This window comes from Paenarthrobacter sp. JL.01a (assembly GCF_025452095.1).
In the GTDB taxonomy this organism is placed as follows: Bacteria; Actinomycetota; Actinomycetes; order Actinomycetales; family Micrococcaceae; genus Arthrobacter.
In genome coordinates, this window is record NZ_CP104877.1 from 3,420,064 (window position 1) to 3,436,671 (window position 16,608).

Here is a 16,608-nt window from a genome sequence, read left to right on the forward strand (position 1 = left end):
CCATGGACCGCATCGAACAACTCATGAAAAATGCCAAACCAAACGTGCCCGAACCCGGCACCACGCCCGGTGTCCTGCCGGGCCGGTCGCATGTCTTCTCCGATGACCCCAACCTCGTTTCCCTCGCCGGCCGCACCTCCCGCCGGACCGGCTGGGCGGCGACAGCCGGCGTCGTCCTGGCCGCTGCCGCCGTCGTCGGTGCTGTCGTTGTAGCAGACAATCTTGTCCCGCAATCGGCCCCGGCACCGGCCACTACCGACACCCCGAGCATCACGGCCACCCCCACGCCGACAGCCTCTCCGACGGTCACCCCTTCCGCGACGGCCAGCCCCACACCAACAACGACCCCAACCGAAACCCCGGTATGGACCCCTTCTCCGACCTCGACCACGGTTATCACCCCGCCCCCGCCACCGGCCACGGTACCGCCGACCACCGCGCCTGCAGGACCCGCCGCAGGAGCATGCACCCCGGACAGTATCGACATCCGGCGGAACGACCAAGTCCGGGCGATCAAGCCCATCCCGGCCAATGAGCAGCAGTACTACACCGTCCTCGGCTGTGCTGAAGGCTGGCTCGCATACGCCATCTCAGACGAGGGGATCAGGGCCATCGGCCTGGACGGCGGCAACGCCTGGTACAGGATTGCCAGGCTCCAGGGCAACGGAAGATACCTGGATGAGTACGGGCAGGTGTATTCCAGCGTCCACAACTGGGAATTCCACTCACTCGCCCTGCAAAACGACCCCAACAATAAATTCACCACGGCCCAACAGTCCATGGACCACGAGTTTGAAACCAACGGCATCCCCGTCCGGCTCAGGACACAGCTCGTCGGCCCCGGCCCCGCCGCTCCAACGGGAACCAGTACCCAGTGAACGGCCCCTCCTCACAAAAGGGTTTTGGTCCATATCCAAATAGCAAGTAACCTTACGACCTATTGATGTCTGCCGCTTCGGGCGGTGGAGGTAGGCGGGAGGAGAACGCGTTGCCGATGTGGTTGCAGGCCCTGATGTGGGGAACGATCGCCGGAGGCGCCTTGGTGCTCGGTGCGGCGTTGTCGTGGAAGTGGACGATCCCGCCAAAGATCGTGTCTTCGGTGATGTCATTCGGCGCCGGTGTCCTAATCTCCGCCTTGGCCTTTGACCTCGTGGATGAAGCGGCCAGCGGTGGTGGGCTCTGGCCGACGGTCACCGGTTTTCTGGCTGGCGCCGTGGTCTATGTTGGCGCGAACTTCTTGCTGGCCCGACGGGGAGCAAAACATCGGAAGCGCTCCGGTGACCGGCAACCAAGCGAGGCCGAGTCCCCAGGCAGCGGGACAGCAATCGCTGTCGGCGCACTCCTGGACGGCATCCCCGAGTCAGTAGTCCTGGGCCTCGGCCTGATCACCGGCGGCGCAGTCAGCCCTGCGATGCTTGCTGCGGTGTTTATCTCCAATGTCCCGGAGGGGCTCTCCAGTACCGCTGGGATGAAGAAATCCGGACGCAGCGCGGCATACGTATTCGGCGTATGGGGCGGAATCGCGGTGCTGTGCGGTATCTCTTCCCTGATCGGGTTCACAGCGCTGGAGAGCGCCCCGGCCGGGGTGGTCGCTTTCATCACTGCCACGGCGGCAGGGGCAATTCTGGCCATGCTTGCGGACACGATGATTCCCGAGGCCTTTGAAGAGCACCACTTGCTGAGCGGACTCATCGCGTCAGTCGGTTTTCTGACGGCTTTCACCGTCAGCGAGATGGGCGGCTGACCACCGGGCGCCGACAGTCCAACGGAGGTGACGCGACCGCCGTCGACCGTCGACGCCAACCCGTCGTGTAACCCTCTTGTAACCCCCTCCGACCTTTACTTGTGACGTGGGCCACTTTCCAGCCAATGACGTGCCGGATGGTGTCCCCTCGCCAGCAACGGAAAGAGGAATCATGCCTGACACAGCCAACGGTGCGGTGGAAGCCTGGTTAACGCAGTTCGACGACGCTCTGCGCAGCCAGGACATCCACGCCGTATTGGAACTCTTCGAAGACGAATCGTATTGGCGCGACTTCGTCTCCTTCACCTGGAATCTCAAGACCCTCGAGGGCAAGGACGCCATCAAGGACATGCTGGAAGCCGTTCTCGCAGACGTCCAGCCTGCCCAGTGGACCTTGGTCGAAAACGCCACGGGCGACGCCGCCAACCCCGAAGCCTGGGTGAATTTCGAAACACTGCAAGGAAGGGGCTATGCACACCTGCGGCTCCGCCACGGCAAATGTTGGACCCTCCTGACCACCATGCAGGAGCTCAAGGGCTTCGAAGAAAAGAAGGGACCCAACCGCGAACAAGGGGTCACCCACAGCATCGAAAAAGGCCGGAAATCCTGGCTGGAACGCAAAGAGGAGGAGGCTGCCCGCCTCGGCTACGAGGACCAGCCGTACGCGGTGGTCATCGGCGGCGGCCAAGGCGGCATTGGACTTGGCGCGCGGCTTCGCCGGCTGGGCGTGCCCACCATCATCGTGGACAAGAACGCCCGCCCCGGCGACGCCTGGCGCAACCGGTACAAGTCCCTGCACCTGCACGACCCCGTCTGGTATGACCACTTGCCGTACCTGAACTTCCCCGACGACTGGCCCGTGTTTGCAGCCAAGGACAAGATCGGCGACTGGCTGGAGCACTACACCTCCATCATGGAACTCAATTACTGGTCCAACACCGAATGCACCAAGGCGCGTTGGGACGAGAAGAGCGGCACCTGGGAGGTCAATGTCATTCGCGACGGCGAACGGGTCACCTTGCGTCCCCGGCAACTCGTCTTCGCGCTCGGCGTTTCCGGCTACCCGAACATCCCAGTCTTCGACGGCGCCGAGACCTTCCTCGGTGAGCAATACCATTCCTCCAAGCATCCTGGCGGCGGTGACTGGACCGGCAAGAAGGCCGTGGTCATCGGCTCCAACAACTCGGCCCACGATATCTGCGCCGATCTCTGGGAGCACGGCGCCGACGTCACCATGGTCCAACGCTCATCCACCCACATCGCCCGGAGCGAATCGCTGATGGACCTTGCCCTTGGGGACCTCTACTCCGAACGGGCACTGGCCAACGGCGTGACCACCGAGAAGGCCGACCTCCTGTTCGCCTCGCTCCCCTACCGCATCCTCCCGGCCGCGCAGGTGCCGGTGTACCAAGAGATGGCAAAGCGCGACGCCGACTTTTACTCCCAGCTCGAAGCCGCCGGATTTGAGCTGGACTTCGGAGTTGACGGTTCGGGCCTGTTCCTCAAGTACCTGCGACGCGGCTCCGGCTACTACATCGACGTCGGCGCTTCTCAGCTGATCATCGACGGTCGGGTGAAACTCGCCAACGGCCAGGTCAGCAAAATCACCGGGAACGCCGTGATCATGGACAACGGCGACGAACTCGAAGCCGACGTCATCATCTACGCCACCGGCTATGGCTCCATGAACGGCTGGCTCGCGGACCTCGTCTCCCCCGAAGTAGCAGATCAGGTGGGCAAGTGCTGGGGCTACGGCTCCGACACCCCCAAAGATCCAGGCCCATGGGAGGGCGAACTGCGCAACATGTGGAAGCCCACCAATGTTGAGAACCTTTGGATCCACGGCGGGAACCTGCATCAGAGCAGGCACTACTCCAAGTACCTGGCCCTGCAGCTCAAGGCCCGAATGGAGGGATTGCCCACCCCCGTGTACAGCCTGCAGCCATCCCACCACACGCGCTAAGGAGCAACTTTGAAAGCAGCACGATTTCACGCCCGGAACGACATAAGGATCGACGACGTCGACGAGCCGCAGGTGCGGCCCGGCAGCGTCAAGATTCAAGTCGCTTGGTGCGGCATCTGTGGAACCGATCTCCACGAGTTCCTCGAAGGCCCCATCTTCGTACCCTCACCGGGGCACCCCCATCCCCTGTCACAGGAAGAAGCACCGGTGACCATGGGACACGAATTTTCGGGGACCATCGTGGAGCTTGGAGATGGCGTTCAGGCTCTTGAAGTCGGCGACAACGTCGTGGTGGAGCCTTACTTCGTCTGCGATGAGTGCCCGCCCTGCAAAGCCGGCAATTACCACCTCTGCACCAAGATGGGCTTCATTGGGCTCTCCGGCGGAGGCGGCGGCCTGGGGAGCATGGTGGTGGTCGACACCCGGTGGGTCCACAAAATCGGCGACATTCCACTGGACGAAGCGGCCCTGATCGAGCCGCTGTCCGTAGCCCATCACGCCGTGACGCGCAGTGGGGCAAAAGCGGGCGATGTCGCCCTGGTGGGCGGCTCCGGACCCATCGGATTGCTGACGGCGGCCGTTCTGAAAAGCCAGGGGGTCACCACCGTCATCAGTGAACTCAGTGAAGCCCGAAAGGAAAAGGCGATCTCCAGCGGGGTTGCAGATCTTGTGATTGATCCCAGCCAGGAGGATCTTCAGGTCCGGATCCTGGAGCTCACCGACGGCGTAGGCGCGGACGTGGCCGGAAAGGTTGACCTCAAGCCCTTCATCACGGGCAGGATCGCGTTGAAGGAACTGGTGGAAAAGGGTTTCAACACCCTGATCCACCACAATGACACGGCGGTGAAGATCCTCGTACATCCGTGATGGTTGCTGGCCGTTCCCACCGTCGGGCGGGCTTGAGTTGCTCCCGGAGTAGATTCAGGCCATCCCGGATGCGGGACTTGACGGTGGGAAGCGGTTTCGAAAGGCTTTCAGCGACCTCACGGTAGGTGAGGGGGCCGAAATATGCCAGGACAATCGCCTCGCGTTGCAGCGGTGACAGTGCTGCCAGCGAGTCCATGAGTTGCAGCGATTCCATGCGGTCCAAGGAGGACGTTGCGACCTCGTCATAGGGGCGGGTGTACGAGGCTGTTGCCCATCGTGCGTTGCGGTCGGTACTGCTTTGCTGCGAGCGCACCCTGTCCACAGCTTTGCGGTGGGCGATCGTCAGCAGCCAGGTAGTCGGGCTTCCCCGTCCAGGATCGTATGCCGCCGCGTGCCGCCACACCATAATGAAGACTTCCTGGGTCACTTCCTCGCTGAGGCCCGGGTCGACTACTACACGGCGCACCATCCCGAACACGCGGGGCGAGGTGCGCCGATAGAACTCCGTGAAAGCCTCATGGCTTCCCTGCCCGGTTTCCCGAAGCAGCCCGCCGAGATCAAGGGTGCCGCAGTGAGCCACCCGTCCGCCCTGCGGCGCGGAGGTGCCGTCCAGGGTAGATCGGGTGCAGTCCATGCGGCTGCCGGTGTGGTCGTCGATTTCATCCGGGACGTTGAAGGGCCCAGGCGGTGGGACTTCGATGAAAGTAACCAAGACACTCACGACTCCGGGGCTAAGCAACGTCAGGAACATTCGTAAGCATACATATAACTAGAATAACTAGCTAGTTTTCCTAGCGAAATCTATTTATTCACCGACGCCACCTTGGACCTCGGCTAGGCTCCGAACTCGCGATCCTTCCGGGCCATCCGTGCCTGCAGCAATCCAAGGCGTGGATCATTGCCGACAGCTGCTCCGCCCGCAGCCCACGCATGGAAGTCATCGGCCCCCATGTCGGTGGAACACCAACGCAGCATGAGGTCCCGGTTGCCACTGGCCCGCACGGAGGCGCCGACTGCTGCGTTGAGTTCGTCGCGGAGGAGCTCGATCGCGAGGTTGCCCGAACGCGCAAGAAGCGGTGCTCTGTAGACCTCCAGCGCCATTCCAACCCGCCCAGCCCGCAAATGCCCAGTCACCGTGGAAACGTCCGTGACCACCTCCATGCCGGCCGCGAAACGATAGGGATTGGCCTCCACGACCTTCCCCAGGGCCGCACGGATCCGGTGCATCTCCGTGCGTACCGACGCGGCCGCGCCGTCCTCACCATGCACGTGATAGGCCAGTTCCTCAGCGCTCCAGCCGCCCGAACGCGAGGCCAGCAAAGCCAGGATTTCCGCCCGGCGGAGCGTCAACGGTTGGCGTGCACCGCCGTCGACCTCTGCTGTTGGCGTGTCCCCCAAAAGGTTCAGTTTCAGCGTGGCGGGCGGACCGTCTCCCGCGCTGACAGCCGGCATACTGGACCGCAGCAGCTCCTCGGCCAGGCGGACAGCGCAACGCACCATGCGAAGACTGTCCGGGGTGACGGTGTTGATTGGCCCGGAGACGTCCAGGATCCCGAGGATCCGGCTGGTGCGTGGGTCGCGGATGGGCGAGGCCGTGCAGGCCCACTCGTGATGGGAACGGACAAGGTGCTCGGCGGAGAGCAGTTGCGCCGGCGCTCCTGTAATAAGGGCTTCACTAATGGCATTGGTGCCGATTCCCGACTCCGACCAGTCTGCGCCCTCAATGAATTCCAGAGAATCGGCCTGCTGCAAAGCATGGCTGCTGCCCACGCGCCACAGCACCTCGCCTTGATGGTCCGTAACGATCAGAAGGTGCCTGCCGTGCGGGGTTTCGTCGGCGAGGAGTTGCGTGAGCGCTGGTATCACGGGCGCCAACGGATGACCGGCGCCGAGCGTGCGGGCCTCATCCACCTCGTGCCGGCGCAACGGACTGTGCCGCTCAGGGTTGATGCCCAGCGCAATCGATCGCTGCCACGACTCCAACAACGACGTCGGGATGCGGGGATCCGGATGGCCGGAAATGGTGGCTTCGTGGGCTTTGCGGAGAATGCGGGCGTACTCGGAGGGAGCGGACAGCCTCAGGCCATCAACGCGCGCTGCATCAGCAGTGACACTTGGCATGCAGATTCCTCCAACTCACCATCGAATTGCCGGACCACGTTCAGGGGCGTGCGCCGCCCCTCCAGTGTAAACCGGGCTGCTTCCTGCTGTGTTGCGGGTCACAAAGGCAGCGGCTACGGAATCTCCCCACGAATGGCGACACGATTCCGCCACAATACGCACTGCATTTGTGTGAGGCTGTCCGATTTATGGGGGACGGGGGACGGCCGCAGTTGGGGTGGCTGGAGCCTCGCCAACCAATCACGAAGCACCGGCTGGCCTTTGGACGACGAAGCCAGCGGTGCCTTTGGCTGCTTTCCCCCCTTCCCCAGCAGCAGCCAGTGTGGCCGGCCTGACTGAAGACGCCCTCAGGTCCGGCCACACAGCCAATGGCTGTGACTTGACTCCAGTGGCTGTATTCTCTATGTGAGCCACGTCTCGATGGCCTTTTTTCTGGGGGATCTTTGACTCATTCTCGACCTGCAATGTTCCGCGCCCGCTTCACGTCGTTCGGACTCAGTGCGTTGGCCATCGGCACAGCCGTCCTGCTTTCTGCGTGCACCATGCTTCCGTTGCCCCGCCCGGCCGAATCCAGCGCAACCACGCCACCAGCCTCCGCAGAAGTGCCGGACCGCAACAAGGAAACCGCGACGGCGGCCTGGGAGGTTGCGCTCGAACCCATCGGTCAGCCGGTGGTTGCCGACGGTGTGGCACTGGTCTACACCCGCGTTGCCGGCGGAGTGGAGGCGCACGCGCTTTCGGTGGCCACTGGCAGGGAATTGTGGAAGCAGCCCGTTCACCCGGGGCTGGAATCCCCCGGAACCGCCTTGGAACCCATTGTTACCAAGACCTATTCAGGGAAGAGCGCAGCCATCTTCCTACAGGCAGCCACCCCTCCGGCCGACAACAGCGGCTTCACTTGGTGGACCTCCCCAGTGGCCTTTGACCTCACGACGGGCAAGGAAGTTTACCGCGGCAAGGCAGAACTGGTCACAGCCCGCCCCTACGCCTGCGGCGACGTCGGGGACATGTGCTTCATCGCCTTCGACCCGGAATACGGGTCGTTCGAGCACTGGGTGGATTTGGACCTGGGCGAGGACGAGCCGGACATCACCCCACTTTCGGGATTCTTCCGGCCGCTCGGCAAGGAGCTGTACTCCATGGGGTCCGGGGGTGTGGAATCACTTGCCCGTGTCCGCCACGGCAAGGTCGTCTGGGAAGTGGAGCTGGAAAAGATATTCGGGAAGGGAGCCAGCACGGATTTAGGTGCGCACTTCGTTTACTCCGAAAAACTGGACCTCTACGTTGGCTCGGTCGGTATCAATCCAACTCCTTACGCACGCGACAAAGTGACCAAGGAAACCCACTCTATGAACTTGCGGGATACAACAAAAACAGTAGGGCTACGTGCATCCAGCGGTCGTGTTCTGTGGACGGCGGACGGTTCGCAGGTTGAGTGTTCTGACGCCATGGGCACTCAGGCCACCAAGCTGGAGGGTGGCGACGCCTTCCCTGTTCGCTGCGAGTATGTAGACGGCTTCATCGAATTTCCCGCCGGCACATACCGTGGAGGACATTCGAAGGTGGTTGGCTACGATCCCCTCACGGGAAGTGCCGCCTGGGAGAGCAAGCCGGTGGAAGTGCACAGCTGGGGAGTTACTGGCCTCGTACCATCGGCGAGTCACGGTGAGTTCTTGATAGCAGGCACCTACTGGGCCTCAAACCTGGTGGATACCCGCACTGGAAAATTCCGCGGAGCCAGCTTCGAGGACGCTTTCGTGTGCTGGGAGTACGGCTCATATGAAGTGCCGACGAACCACACCGAGAAGGATTACTCCGGTGACGGCACTGCGGCCGGAGAATACATCGCCTTCCCGTGTCTCAAGAGCGGCTCCCCTGCCCCGGCCTTCACCTACGGCGCCCTGACCGACGTGAGCACCACAGACCACGACATGGCCGTCATCTCCCTGGAAGACAAAGTGGCCGGATACAAACTCCTCAAGGAATTCGTCTAGCGCTTTTTGCTTGGCTGGATTGGGGCCTCGGGTTCAGGTCCTTGCCGGACCATCGAACGTCGCGCTCGTGGTCCCCTGTGGCACAACTACATGTACCGCGTTCCGCTGCACCGTGAAGTCCGTCGGCGTCGCGCTGGCGATCTCGCCGTCGAGGTTCACGGGCATCGGACGCTCGGTATCCAGCCGCACCCGTCGCGTCGCCAGATGGAAGACGCGATCGTGATCTATGAAGCTTCCGTCTTTGAGCAACCGCGCGATCTTCACGTGCTCCCGGAGCGGTGCCGCAAGGATGGCGTAGATATCGAGCAGATGGTCATCGATTCCGGCCATAGGGGACACCGTGTTGCCGCCGCCGTAGTGCCGGCCGTTTCCCACAGCCACTTGCAGCAAGTCCTCCAGTTCAAAGGTGGGGTGGTCCCCGTCAGGGAACTCCAGCCTGGCGTGGAAGGGCTTATGCCGCGCATAGGCTTTGACTGTGGCGACCCCGTAAGCCAATGGACCGATGCGCTTTTTCAGTTTGGGGCTCAGTGCCTCGGTCACGCCCACGGAGAGACCGACGGAAGCGACGTTCAGGAACGGCTTGTCGTCCGCCCTGCCGAGGTCGATGTCAACGATCTTCCCCTCCGCAATCACGGCACAAGCCTCCGCGAGTCCGGCAGGTATCTCCAGCGTGCGGGCAAGGTCATTGGCAGTGCCCAGCGGGAGGACGCCCATGGCGGTCGCGGTTCCCGCCAACAACCCGGCGGCATAGCTCACCGTGCCGTCGCCGCCACCGACAACCACCAGGTCATGCTGCTCCGCAATCACGCGCTCGAGTGTCGGTCTAAGTTCCGCGCCGGAGGTAACGGCATGCGCCGAAGAAACCGGTAGTCCTGCCTGCCGCAACATCTCCACGGCCTGCCCGCTCGCTGCGGTACCTCGACGCGAGGCCGCATTAATTACGACGGCGGCGGAGCGCACCTCACGGACGGATTTCATGCTGACCATCGTAGGCGGACGCACCTTGGAGAAACCTCCAAGCGTGGTTCGGGCGTCCCAATCCGAGTGCCCGCAAGGCTGTGCGCACTACCCCTTGAAAACCGGCGCCCGCTTCTCCTGGAACGCCCGGAAACCCTCGGCATAGTCATCGGTCTTGCAGAGCCGGGCCTGCTCGGTGTTTTCCTCGGCCATGGACTCCCAAAGTCCGAGGCGCTGGTCGCGGATGTGCGCCACCAGCTCCTTGGAAGCAACGAATGCCTGGGTGGCGCCCGAAGCTACACGCTCCACAATGGAGCGGGTCATGGCCAGCAAGGCGTCGTCCGGCATGGCCCTGCTGAACATGCCCTGGGCCACGGCCTCGGTGCCTGAGATGAGGTCCGCCGTGTAGATCAGGTCCAGCGTCCGGTGCATGCCCAGGCGCTCCGTGAAGTACCAGTGCCCACCGGAATCCAGAGTCGCCCCAAGCTTGGCAAAGGGCGAGCCGAACTTGGCATTCTCCGCCACGTACACCACGTCCGTCGCGAGCAGGAGCCCGAGTCCGACCCCCAGGCAGGCTCCGTGCGCAGCAGCGAAAGTGGGTGCGGGAAAGGCTGCCATCTTCTTCAACAAAGGCTCAACCAAGCCGCCCAGGTAGGCCTGGGCGTCGTCGGTTTCCGGGGTAACGCCTGCGATGTCGCGCCCGGCACAGAAGGCGCGGCCCTCTCCGCGGAGCAGCAGCGCCCGCACCTCGCCACGGGAGGCGGCGGCAGCGGCGTCGTCGTACGCCTTGCCCAACTCAAGCAGCGCGTCCTCGTTGAGCGAGTTCAGCTTTTCCGGGGCGTTGAGGACAATTTCGGCGATGCCGTTGGCAATGGCGAGCTCGATCATGGGGACTCCTTAGACGTCGAAGTCGACGGTCACTTCTTCGCTGGTGGGGTGGGACTGGCAGGTGAGGACGTAGCCCTTGTCCAACTCGTCCTGCTCCAGGGCGTAGTTCTCGTCCATGGTCACCGTACCGGTGATCAGCTTGGCGCGGCAGGTGCCGCACACGCCGCCAGCACACGCGAACGGAACATCCGGTCGGACGCGCAGTGCCGCGTTAAGGATGGACTCGCGAGCATGGGTGGGGCTGGCGACGTCGCCAGTGAGGCCGTCCAGCTTGAAAGTGATCTTGTACGTCTCCTGCGACTCGTCCTCCACAACGGGACGGCCTGCGTGGCCCTCGGGACGGTCCGGGCGGCCGGTGGTGAACAGCTCGAAGCGCACATGCTCCGGCTCCACACCACGCGCGGCCAAGGTATCGCGGCACAACTGGACCAGTTCGAACGGCCCGCACAGGAACCACTCATCCACGTCCTCGGAGTGGATCGCCGAGGACAACAACGCCTGCAGCTTCTCAGCGTCAATGCGGCCGGTCATCAGCGGCGCGATCCGCTGCTCGCGGGACAGCACGTGGTGGAGCGCCAGGCGCGAGGGGTACTTGTCCTTCAGGTCCGCCAGCTCTTCCAGGAACATGACGTCCATGGCCGCCTTGTTGGCGTAGACGAGGTCGAACGTGGTTTCCGGGTTCGCCGCGAGGAGCGTCCGGGCAATGGCAATCACCGGAGTGATGCCCGAGCCGGCGGCGATCGCCACGAAGTTGCCCGGCTCCCCCGCCAGTTCCTCCGGGTGGTTCATGGAATTCATGACGTTGTGCTGGACTGCGGAGCCGTCCTTGCCGTGCCGCGAGATGAACGCGCCCTGTGGGCTCATGACATCCAGGACGTCGCCGGCCTTCAGTTCTGCGTTCGCCCAGGTGGAGAAGAGCCCACCAAGGTCCTTCTTGATGGCCACGCGGATCTCGCTGCTGCCGTCCTCGAAGCTGCGCGGCTCTGCGCAGATCGAATAGCTGCGGCGAACCTCGTGCGGCTCACCGTTCTCATCCGGCAAGGTGGTGCGCAAGGCAACGTACTGGCCCGGAAGGTAGTCGTACTGGCCGGCGAGCTCAGCCGGAACACCGAACGTGACCTCGATGGCATCGTCCGTCAGGCGCCGGACTTCCGCGACGGTCAGGTTATGGAAAGACGCACGACGGCGGCTGGCCGTCTGTGTTTCGGTGGTCATGGATTTCCTTAGAGGACTTTGAAGTAGTCGAACGGTTCCTTGCAGTCCTGGCAGACAAAGAGCGCCTTGCAGGACGTGGAACCAAAGCGGGTGAGTTCCTTGGTGTTCAGCGATGAACACTGGGGGCACTTGACCGCCAGGCTCAGGCGGATGGGGCCCGAGTGGCCACCGGCAGCGGCACGGCCCGTTGGCGGCGCAATCCCGTATTCCTCAAGCTTGGCCTTGCCGGGCTCGGTCATCCAGTCCGTGGTCCACGCCGGAGACAGCACCAGGTTGATGGCCACGCTGGCGTAACCGGCCTCGCGGAACGCAGTTCGCAGGTCATCACCAATGGCATCCATGGCCGGGCAACCCGAGTACGTGGGCGTGATGGTGACCTCGACGGCGGTACTGGCGGGGCCGCCGTCGTGCGCGCCGTCGGCGGTCGCCGCCTCAGGTGAGTCAACAACCCGCACGCCGCGCAGGATCCCGAGGTCCTCGATGGTGAGGACGGGGATCTCCGGATCGCAGACCGTGGCGGCAATCTCCCAGGCCTGCTGCTCGGCGGTCTTTGCCATGGTAGCCATCCCAGTCACCAGCTCGCGCCCGGGTGCTCGCGCGCCAGGACCTGCATCTCGGCCAGAATGTAGCCCAAGTGCTCGGAGTGCTTGCCGCGCCGGCCGCCGCCCAGGGACTGGGGAACGTTGGGGACCTCAAGCCCGGCTTCAGCGAAGATCTCTCCAGCCAGGCGATCAAAGGCTTCCCGGAGGCTGGAGGGCCGCACAGTGACGCCGGCTTCGCTGAGGCGGGTGGTGAGCTCGTCGTCCTCGAAGAGTTCCTCCACGTATGGCCACACCAGCTTGAAACCCTGGATGATCCGTTTCCGGGATTCGTCCGTGCCCCCGGCCAGGCGCAGGACCCACTGTGCGCTGTGGTCGCGGTGGTAATCCACTTCCTTCACGGCCTTCGCGGAGATGGCGGCGATGGTGGGATCCGTGGATGCCGTCAGGGCCGTGTAGAGCTCGAACTGGTAGATGCTCACAATGAACTGGCGGGCAATGGTCACCGCGAAGTCACCGTTGGGCTGCTCGAACAAGTGCGCCGACCGGAATTCGTGCTCGCGGCGGAAGTAGGCGAGGTCGTCCTCGGACTTTCCCCAAGCAGCACCGGCGTAGGTCAGGAAGGAGCGCGCGTGGCCCAACTGGTCCAGCGCGATGTTGCCCAGGGCGATGTCTTCCTCAAGCTCAGGAGCACGGGAAATCCAGTGGCCCAGGCGCTGAGCGAGGATCAGTCCGTCGTCGCCAAGACGCAGCGCAAACTCTGCCACGTCCTCACTGGGCTTGACCTGGCCGCGGCTGATTTCGAGGGCAATGTCCTCCGGGCGGAGCGCATTTCCCGGAGTGATGCGGGTGGCACTCGCCGAACCATCGCCGGAAGCACCGGCGCCGTGGACGCCGACGGAGATGTCGCCGTGGCCTTCGATGGCGAAGTCGGTTTCGTTGGTACTCACAGGTGCTTCACGCCTTCGCTCTTGGTGTAGTACGTCGCATGGCGGTAATCCTTGCCCTGCGGCGACTCGAAGAATGAACCTTTGGAATCGGGATCGCTGGAGGAAATCGCCTCAGCCGGCACAACCCAGATGGACACGCCCTCGTTGCGGCGCGTGTAGAGATCGCGGGCGTTCCGGAGGGCCATGGCGGCATCCGGGGCGTGCAGCGAGCCAGCGTGGACGTGGGACAGGCCGCGGCTCGAGCGGACGAAGACTTCCCAGAGGGACCAGGGGTGCTCTTCCTTGGCGCCACCCGCGGTGACCTTGGGGGCTGAGGCGGGTGCCGCCGTCGTGCTTTCCGCCGTGGTCGCAGCCACCTTGGGGGCTTCGCGCTTGATCTCGCCGGCAGCGCTTGCCGGTTCTTCAGGGTTACCGTGGGGAGCCATTATGCTGCGTTCACTTTCTCTGCTTGCTTGCGGGCGTACGCCACTGCTGCTTCCCGAACCCAGGCACCGTTCTCGTGTGCCTCGCGGCGGCGCTCGATGCGCTGCGAGTTGCAGGGGCCGCGGCCTGCCAGGACTTCCTTGAACTCGTTCCAGTCCAGGGGTCCGTGCTCCCACTTCTTGGTTTCTTCGTTGAAACGGATGTCCTTGTCGGGCAGGGTCAGCCCAAGGACCTTGACCTGCTCCACCATCATGCCGACGAACCGGCTGCGCAGCTCGTCATTGCTGAACCGCTTGATGTTCCAGGCCATGGACTGCTTGGAGTTGGGTGAATCGTCATCCGGCGGGCCGAACATCATCAGCGACGGCGCGTACCAGCGGTTCACCGCGTCCTGGGCCATCTGCTTCTGCGCGGGCGTGCCGTTGGAGAGCTCCAGCAGGATCTCGAAACCCTGGCGCTGGTGGAAAGACTCTTCCTTGCAGATGCGCACCATTGCGCGGCCGTAAGGACCGTACGAGGCACGGCACAGGGGCACCTGGTTGCAGATGGCCGCGCCATCGACCAGCCAACCAATGGCTCCCATGTCCGCCCATGAAATCGTGGGGTAGTTGAAGATGGACGAGTACCGGGCCTTGCCGGCGATGAGGTCTTCCATCATCTGGTCCCGGGACTGACCCAGCGTCTCTGCTGCGGAGTAGAGGTACAGGCCGTGGCCTGCCTCGTCCTGGACCTTGGCCATGAGGATGGACTTGCGCTTCAGGCTCGGAGCGCGGGTGATCCAGTTGGCCTCAGGCTGCATGCCGATGATTTCCGAGTGCGCGTGCTGCGAGATCTGGCGCAGCAAAGTCTTGCGGTAAGCCGCCGGCATCCAGTCGCGCGGTTCGATGCGCGAGTCCTCCGAGATGATGCGATCAAAGTACACCTGACCGGCTGCCTCCCGCTCCTGTTCCTCCGGGGACAGCTCAGCGGGCACTGACTGCAGATTCTGCGATGCCATGGTTGCTCCTAATAAATTACCGACCGTTCGTTCAGAATATGCGGAGCGGGTGATTGCCGTCAAGCGTTCAGCGCATGGTGCCGTGGAAGACTTCAGCCTGTTTCGGCGCTCTGGCGTTGTTGACAAGGCTCCTGAGAATCCCCGTGTTAACTTGGGGAGGGGCCTCAACCGCCCCGCGCCAACGCAAGGAAAGAGCTCTACGTGGAATCGCCCCAGCCCTTCAGGATCCTCACCGTCTGCACCGGAAACATCTGCCGCTCCCCCGTGGCCGAGCGCCTGCTCCAGGCCGGGCTAAACCAGGTGAGCCCCGGATCATTCGAAGTCCGCAGCGCCGGAACCCGGGCCCTGGTGGGCGAACCCATCCAGCCGCTGTCCGCCAAGATCATCAGCACCTTCCACGGAACACCGGACAACTTTGCCGCCCGGCAGCTGAACCAGAAGATCCTCCGCGAAACCGACCTGGTGCTGGCCATGACCTCCAAACACCGCGGCGAAGTTCTCCAACTGGACGCGTCGCTGCTGAAGCGCACCTTCACCGTCCGCGAATTCGCCCGCATGCTGGCCGTCCTGGAAAACCGCGACGACGCTGCCGCCACCGGGAACATCGTTGACTTCTGGCGTGGCCTCCCCGCCCGGGCCGCCTCGGTGCGGCACCTGGCACTACCGTCCGCTCCTTCAGACAACGACGTGGTAGACCCCTACCGACGAGCGGAAGAGGTCTACCACCAGATGGAGGATCAGTTGGCCCCGGCCATCCTGGGTATCCTCCGGTTCGCGCGCCTGACGGCGCCGGCCTAGGTGTCACTTATTAGTTGAGGGCGATCACCAGCATCTGGTTGGTGCCCGGGATGCAGGTCTGCAGGACGACGGCGGGGAAGCCGCCGAACACTGCTGCCACATCATTGGTGGTTCCGGGGTTGGGAACTTGTCCCCTGCCCGTGGCGGTAAACGTTCCATAGCCTGGAATGGACACGGTCTCTCCTACACCGATTCCCGAGAAGCGGGCCCACCCTCCGCAGAAGTCGTGTTCCGTGATGAACACGGCATAAGCGTTGGTTGGGGTGTAATTGATGGGCCCGATGCAGGCATCCACCAGGGATTGGCCGCCGGCGCCTGCAACATAGATGGTCCTGACGGCCGGTGCTGGCGCGGGTGCAGGGGCGGGAGCTGCGACCACTGCGGGTGCTGCTGCGGCCTGGGCTTGTGCCACCGGGGCCTGGGGTGCCGGCGCTGGTGCTGCAACCGGGGCAACGGGCGGACCCGTGAGCTTCAGGACTTGTCCCGGGACAATCACCGAGTAGGCGCTCAGGCCATTGGCAGCCAACATCGCGTTGACGTCCACACCGAACCTTGCGGCGATGCTGCCCACTGTGTCACCGGATACCACCGTGTAGAGGTTGGGATCACCCGCTGGGGCCGCCGGAGGAGCCGGCTCGGCGACCGGCGCTGCTTCAGCGACCGGGGCTGGTGCTGCAGCTGGTTCAGCCGCGGGAGCGGAAGCCGGTACGTCAGCAGCCGGGGCCGCTGCTGCCGGAGCTGCTTGGGCTCCCGCGTCCTGGGCCGGCGCGGTTGACGCCGCGCTGCTTGCCGGTGCTGATGGCACTGCCTCAGGTGCGGCTGCTTGCTCATTCGATACCGCTTGTTCGGTACCGGCCGGGTGGGTAGCCCAATTGACCACCCCGAAAATTACGGGAATCAACGCCAGTATTGCCAGCACGGCGCCGGCAATCATGAGCTTGGATTTGCTGAACGGTGGTTGCCGGCCGACGCCGCTGTTCTTGTTCAGTGAAGTTTGCAGCTCTACATCATTCATGTTCATGGGAACTCCGGGACTCCATGGCTGGGACCGCGCGTGGGAGCCTTGTGGCCCTGGTAGAGAAGCGCAGCTATGTATTGGGAGGAGCACCGCCGCACAACGACGGGGTGCGATCCACCGCTGAGCCGGAGGAA

16 protein-coding genes are annotated in these 16,608 nt (G+C 63.7%); 6 read left to right on the plus strand and 10 right to left on the minus strand.

What is annotated here, in order from left to right; all coding sequences use genetic code 11:
• Positions 1-2: 2 nt before the first annotated feature.
• The 4 genes from N5P29_RS16085 to N5P29_RS16100 all read left to right on the plus strand — a co-directional run bounded on the left by N5P29_RS16085 (position 3) and on the right by N5P29_RS16100 (position 4,574).
• The gene (locus N5P29_RS16085) at positions 3-878 is read left to right on the plus strand and encodes a hypothetical protein (protein ID WP_262275815.1); all 876 of its coding nucleotides are present in this window, start codon (positions 3-5) and stop codon (positions 876-878) included.
• 110 nt (positions 879-988) lie between these two features.
• The gene (locus tag N5P29_RS16090) at positions 989-1,744 is read left to right on the plus strand and encodes a ZIP family metal transporter (RefSeq protein WP_262278605.1); all 756 of its coding nucleotides are present in this window, start codon (positions 989-991) and stop codon (positions 1,742-1,744) included.
• Between the two features lie 172 nt (positions 1,745-1,916).
• A complete protein-coding gene (locus N5P29_RS16095) occupies positions 1,917-3,707 on the plus strand; it encodes an NAD(P)/FAD-dependent oxidoreductase (protein WP_262275816.1) in 1,791 nt (596 codons plus the stop codon).
• Between the two features lie 9 nt (positions 3,708-3,716).
• On the plus strand, positions 3,717-4,574 hold the full coding sequence (locus N5P29_RS16100) for an alcohol dehydrogenase catalytic domain-containing protein (protein ID WP_262275817.1): 858 nt from the start codon (positions 3,717-3,719) through the stop codon (positions 4,572-4,574).
• On the opposite strand, the gene sigK is transcribed toward N5P29_RS16100, so the two are convergent.
• Complete coding sequence (sigK, locus tag N5P29_RS16105; RefSeq protein WP_262275818.1) at positions 4,519-5,295, minus strand: ECF RNA polymerase sigma factor SigK; 777 nt, start codon at positions 5,293-5,295, stop codon at positions 4,519-4,521. The genes N5P29_RS16100 and sigK overlap by 56 nt on opposite strands.
• A gap of 113 nt (positions 5,296-5,408) precedes the next feature.
• The gene (locus N5P29_RS16110) at positions 5,409-6,695 is read right to left on the minus strand and encodes a helix-turn-helix domain-containing protein (protein WP_262275819.1); all 1,287 of its coding nucleotides are present in this window, start codon (positions 6,693-6,695) and stop codon (positions 5,409-5,411) included.
• A gap of 464 nt (positions 6,696-7,159) precedes the next feature.
• Here N5P29_RS16110 and N5P29_RS16115 point away from each other — a divergent pair, with 464 nt between their 5' ends.
• Positions 7,160-8,689 (plus strand): PQQ-like beta-propeller repeat protein, encoded by a 1,530-nt coding sequence (locus tag N5P29_RS16115; protein ID WP_262275820.1) that lies wholly within the window; start codon positions 7,160-7,162, stop codon positions 8,687-8,689.
• Between the two features lie 33 nt (positions 8,690-8,722).
• On the opposite strand, the gene N5P29_RS16120 is transcribed toward N5P29_RS16115, so the two are convergent.
• The 7 genes from N5P29_RS16120 to paaA all read right to left on the minus strand — a co-directional run bounded on the left by N5P29_RS16120 (position 8,723) and on the right by paaA (position 14,658).
• Positions 8,723-9,667, minus strand: coding sequence for a lipid kinase (locus N5P29_RS16120; RefSeq protein WP_262275821.1), 945 nt, complete (start codon positions 9,665-9,667; stop codon positions 8,723-8,725).
• Positions 9,668-9,754: 87 nt separating this feature from the next.
• The gene (locus N5P29_RS16125; protein WP_262275822.1) at positions 9,755-10,534 is read right to left on the minus strand and encodes an enoyl-CoA hydratase/isomerase family protein; all 780 of its coding nucleotides are present in this window, start codon (positions 10,532-10,534) and stop codon (positions 9,755-9,757) included.
• A gap of 9 nt (positions 10,535-10,543) precedes the next feature.
• Complete coding sequence (paaE, locus tag N5P29_RS16130) at positions 10,544-11,749, minus strand: 1,2-phenylacetyl-CoA epoxidase subunit PaaE (protein ID WP_262275823.1); 1,206 nt, start codon at positions 11,747-11,749, stop codon at positions 10,544-10,546.
• 8 nt (positions 11,750-11,757) lie between these two features.
• A complete protein-coding gene (gene paaD, locus N5P29_RS16135) occupies positions 11,758-12,315 on the minus strand; it encodes a 1,2-phenylacetyl-CoA epoxidase subunit PaaD (protein WP_410007881.1) in 558 nt (185 codons plus the stop codon).
• A 5-nt stretch (positions 12,316-12,320) separates the two neighbouring features.
• Entirely contained in the window at positions 12,321-13,238 is a 918-nt protein-coding gene (gene paaC / locus N5P29_RS16140; protein ID WP_262275825.1) for a 1,2-phenylacetyl-CoA epoxidase subunit PaaC, read from the minus strand.
• The gene (gene paaB, locus N5P29_RS16145) at positions 13,235-13,663 is read right to left on the minus strand and encodes a 1,2-phenylacetyl-CoA epoxidase subunit PaaB (protein ID WP_262275826.1); all 429 of its coding nucleotides are present in this window, start codon (positions 13,661-13,663) and stop codon (positions 13,235-13,237) included. The genes paaC and paaB overlap by 4 nt, the downstream gene beginning before the upstream one ends.
• Entirely contained in the window at positions 13,663-14,658 is a 996-nt protein-coding gene (gene paaA, locus N5P29_RS16150) for a 1,2-phenylacetyl-CoA epoxidase subunit PaaA (protein WP_262275827.1), read from the minus strand. Before paaA ends, paaB begins: the two co-directional genes overlap by 1 nt.
• A 201-nt stretch (positions 14,659-14,859) precedes the next feature.
• On the opposite strand from paaA, the gene N5P29_RS16155 reads away from it, so the two are divergent.
• Entirely contained in the window at positions 14,860-15,456 is a 597-nt protein-coding gene (locus N5P29_RS16155) for an arsenate reductase/protein-tyrosine-phosphatase family protein (protein WP_262275828.1), read from the plus strand.
• A 10-nt stretch (positions 15,457-15,466) separates the two neighbouring features.
• On the opposite strand, the gene N5P29_RS16160 is transcribed toward N5P29_RS16155, so the two are convergent.
• Complete coding sequence (locus N5P29_RS16160; protein ID WP_262275829.1) at positions 15,467-16,477, minus strand: LysM peptidoglycan-binding domain-containing protein; 1,011 nt, start codon at positions 16,475-16,477, stop codon at positions 15,467-15,469.
• Positions 16,478-16,608: the final 131 nt, after the last annotated feature.

Excerpts from the sequence above, each read along its gene's own strand:
- N5P29_RS16085 (WP_262275815.1), top strand. The coding sequence starts at position 3 with ATGGACCGCATCGAACAACTCATGAAAAATGCCAAACCAAACGTGCCC.
- N5P29_RS16095 (WP_262275816.1), top strand. The coding sequence starts at position 1,917 with ATGCCTGACACAGCCAACGGTGCGGTGGAAGCCTGGTTAACGCAGTTC.
- N5P29_RS16110 (WP_262275819.1), bottom strand. The coding sequence starts at position 6,695 with ATGCCAAGTGTCACTGCTGATGCAGCGCGCGTTGATGGCCTGAGGCTG.
- N5P29_RS16115 (WP_262275820.1), top strand. The coding sequence starts at position 7,160 with ATGTTCCGCGCCCGCTTCACGTCGTTCGGACTCAGTGCGTTGGCCATC.
- N5P29_RS16120 (WP_262275821.1), bottom strand. The coding sequence starts at position 9,667 with ATGAAATCCGTCCGTGAGGTGCGCTCCGCCGCCGTCGTAATTAATGCG.
- N5P29_RS16125 (WP_262275822.1), bottom strand. The coding sequence starts at position 10,534 with ATGATCGAGCTCGCCATTGCCAACGGCATCGCCGAAATTGTCCTCAAC.
- paaE (WP_262275823.1), bottom strand. The coding sequence starts at position 11,749 with ATGACCACCGAAACACAGACGGCCAGCCGCCGTCGTGCGTCTTTCCAT.
- paaD (WP_410007881.1), bottom strand. The coding sequence starts at position 12,315 with ATGGCTACCATGGCAAAGACCGCCGAGCAGCAGGCCTGGGAGATTGCC.
- paaB (WP_262275826.1), bottom strand. The coding sequence starts at position 13,663 with ATGGCTCCCCACGGTAACCCTGAAGAACCGGCAAGCGCTGCCGGCGAG.
- paaA (WP_262275827.1), bottom strand. The coding sequence starts at position 14,658 with ATGGCATCGCAGAATCTGCAGTCAGTGCCCGCTGAGCTGTCCCCGGAG.
- N5P29_RS16160 (WP_262275829.1), bottom strand. The coding sequence starts at position 16,477 with ATGAACATGAATGATGTAGAGCTGCAAACTTCACTGAACAAGAACAGC.